The 2,947-nt window shown below is 69.1% G+C and carries 2 protein-coding genes and 1 pseudogene; 1 reads left to right on the top strand and 2 read right to left on the bottom strand.

Going from position 1 to position 2,947, the window contains the following annotated elements; all coding sequences use genetic code 11:
• Positions 1-767 precede the first annotated feature (767 nt).
• Together ACWD35_RS45285 and ACWD35_RS45290 are read right to left on the bottom strand one after the other, a co-directional pair.
• Positions 768-1,370, bottom strand: coding sequence for an ISAs1 family transposase (locus ACWD35_RS45285; RefSeq protein ID WP_451357147.1), 603 nt, complete (start codon positions 1,368-1,370; stop codon positions 768-770).
• A gap of 95 nt (positions 1,371-1,465) precedes the next feature.
• On the bottom strand, positions 1,466-2,179 hold the full coding sequence (locus ACWD35_RS45290) for a hypothetical protein (protein ID WP_451357148.1): 714 nt from the start codon (positions 2,177-2,179) through the stop codon (positions 1,466-1,468).
• Between the two features lie 177 nt (positions 2,180-2,356).
• Here ACWD35_RS45290 and ACWD35_RS45295 point away from each other — a divergent pair.
• Positions 2,357-2,947: pseudogene (locus ACWD35_RS45295) on the top strand (IS701 family transposase); the annotation flags it as partial.

Below are 2,947 nucleotides of genomic sequence, written 5' to 3' on the forward strand. Positions count from 1 at the left end.
GCTCCTGGCCGGGCTGGAAGTCCGGGGCGATGCCGGTCAGGCCAGGCCGCCGGAACCGGCCGCGCCGTGCCGCCGCCTGGATCCCGCCCAAGTCGCGCACGATGAGGGAGGCATGCGGTCGCGCCTCGTCGCTGTGTCCAGTGGCTGTGGTGGCGGCCGGTCATGCCTGTCCTGAACCGCTCGTGGCTGCCTGCGTGGCTTCGGAGTACCCCGACGGCGCCGGCGTCCCGGCTGGCGTGAACGCGATCCCAGAGGGGGAGGCTGCCCCGGCAACCCGTCGAGCCGTATGCGGACGTCATGCGAAGGCTTCTTCCTGCGTTGGCGCATGGCGGCACGAGACGCCGGCCACCCGCCTGCAGCAGCCAAGCACTGCAACACCATATGGCGATATTCAGAAATACCTACACACATATTGAACATAGCGTCCGCATTTAAGCCGTATGGCGGCCATCGCACCCCATGTCGAGGGCGACTCCTGCTGCGGTCTCGCCGCGTGCGTGCTGTACCCCGGCCGAGAAGGCCACTAAAGCGCCGCCGCACTGGCGGGCGGCGGGCGGCGGGCGGCGGGGGAAGAGCAAGTTGTTCACGGTGGCGACCTTGATCCGGCGGATCTCCGCGCGGCCGTGGCCGGTGCCCCGGGTGCGGCCCTGGAAGGGGATGTCGTTCCAGGGAAGGGACTTCAGCTGCTGGCGCAGCTTCTTCTGGTTGCCCTTGACGATCGCGATGTAATGGGCCCTGCGGCCCAGGAGGTAGGTGGCGTGCTCGCGTTACGTATGGAGCGCGTCGCTGGTGACTACGGTTGCGGCCAGGTCGGCGACGGTGTCGAGCAGCGGCTGGAAGCGGGTGACCTCACCGGTCTTCTCGCCAACGTCGAGCTGGGCCAAGACCAGCCCGGTGGTGTGCTCCACCGCGGCGAGTAGGTGGATCCTCCGCCCCCGGGCCTTTGCCGCACCGCGCAGGGACTTGCCGTCCACGGACAGTCCGCGCAGCCCGGTGCTCTCGGGCCGGCGGTCGGCAAGCCATCCGCCCACCGCCCGGTCCAGGGCATCACCGTCGATACGGGCGAGCAGCCGGCGGACCGTCGCCTCCGAGGGCACCAGCCGCCGGGGCAGTACTGGATCGGGGCGCACGCCGAGTCGCTCCAGCACGTGCGGCGGCGCGTCCGCGATCCACTCGCCGACAGCCAGCAGCGAGGTCGCGCCGGTCAGCACCGCGCACGCGGTCAGCGTGAGCACGACGGCCAAGGCATGGCGCACGCCGCGCGGATCGCGCGGATCCGGCACCTGAGCCAGCCGCTCCAGCAGGCCGGGCACCTCTCCGGGCCCGACGTCGGACTGCTCGCGGAGCCGGTCAAGGGCAGGCGGAATCAAGGATGATACGTCGGCAGGCACGGTCTTCCAGGCAGGTCACGGGGCGTAGATCACACACTCCATGATTACGGGAACCTTCCCTGCATCGTCCCCGGTCACAGCAACGCCGCAGCCTCGCCTGCCACCCAGGTCTGCCAGACACGACGGGTGTTCGGCAGGTCAGGGCGGTCAAGGAGCCAGAGCACATACCCGGCGTGGCACCGGGCCCACGGACTGTCCGAGTCGGCTGCCCGATCGAGCCTGCCCCGTAGGTCAGCGCTGTCGACAGCCCGGGCAACCTGCACGTATTCGCGATCCTTGCAGCGATACGCCCGGTGGACGACGATCTCGGCCAGGTCGGTGAGCTTCGCCTTGATCGCCTCCTCCTGGCGAGCACGGGCCACCTCCCGGATCAGGCTCTGCTTCGTACCCCACGCCTTCGCATGCTGCGTCCACTCCAGCGGGTACCTCGCCTCCCACTCCAGGAAGAGCAACACATAGGGCAGCCCCGGCCACGCCGCCAGATCGCCGCCCACAAGACCACCCCACACCCCATCAGGCAGCGAACGCCTCTGGGCTTGCTGATGCCTCCGGCGCGCCTGCAGAAGGGCCGGCTCCCGGTACTGCTCGTCCGCTCCCAGGGGCCGCGTCAACAGCCACATCTCGTTGGACCGGGCGAGCGCGTCCGTGACCTTCCTCTGGGCCTCCGCCAGATGGACGAGCGCTGCACCTCTCACAGCCGAATCCTCCGCGATAAGCCCGAACGCCCAACCCAGTCGCTCAGCCCATGCACAAGCGTCGTCCGCATCTGTACCTGCCTCCTCAGCCACGCACGGGATCATCTCCTAGTACTCCAGCCTGACTTCGCGATCTTGTTGTCGGCCTGGCTGGCAACAGGTACGGCCACCGCGTGATCATCGGGGGTTGTGTGGACTCCTGAAGATCGTGCGGTGGCCGCAGGCCATAGCGTCGACCCTGCCCGCTGGCGGGCGATGTTCGACCAGGTCATGGCTCGGATCGCGGGCAGGTTCAGGCGGGTTGAGCCCCGGGCCGGGCCCGCGCGTATCTGCTCGGGCTGCTGTCGAGCGTCGAGCGGAAGAACTGCTGGCAGCTGGCCGAGCAGGCGGGCCATACGCGGCCTGGGCCGATGCAACGTCTGCTGCGCTATGCCCGCTGGGACGCTGATGCTGTCCGCGACGACCTGCGTGCCTATGTCGCCGAACACCTCGGCGCTGACGGCAGCGTTCTCGTGGTTGACGAGACCGGTTTCCTGAAGAAGGGCCGGTCCTCGGCAGGAGTGCAAAGGCAGTACACCGGCACCGCGGGACGCATCGAGAACGCCCAAGTCGGTGTGTTCCTCGCCTACGCAACCAGCCGGGGACGGGCCCTAATCGACCGGCGCCTCTACCTCCCCGAGCACTCCTGGTCCAACGACCCCGAACGCCGCACCGCGGCCGGGATACCCGAGACGGTGCAGTTCGCCACCAAGCCACATCTGGCTGCGAAAATGATCGAAGCCGCGCTGGACGCCGGGATCACCGCCTCCTGGGTGACCGGCGACGAAGCCTACGGCCAGGACCCCCAGCTGCGCGCCGCCC

The organism is Streptomyces sp. NPDC002671 (assembly GCF_053592475.1).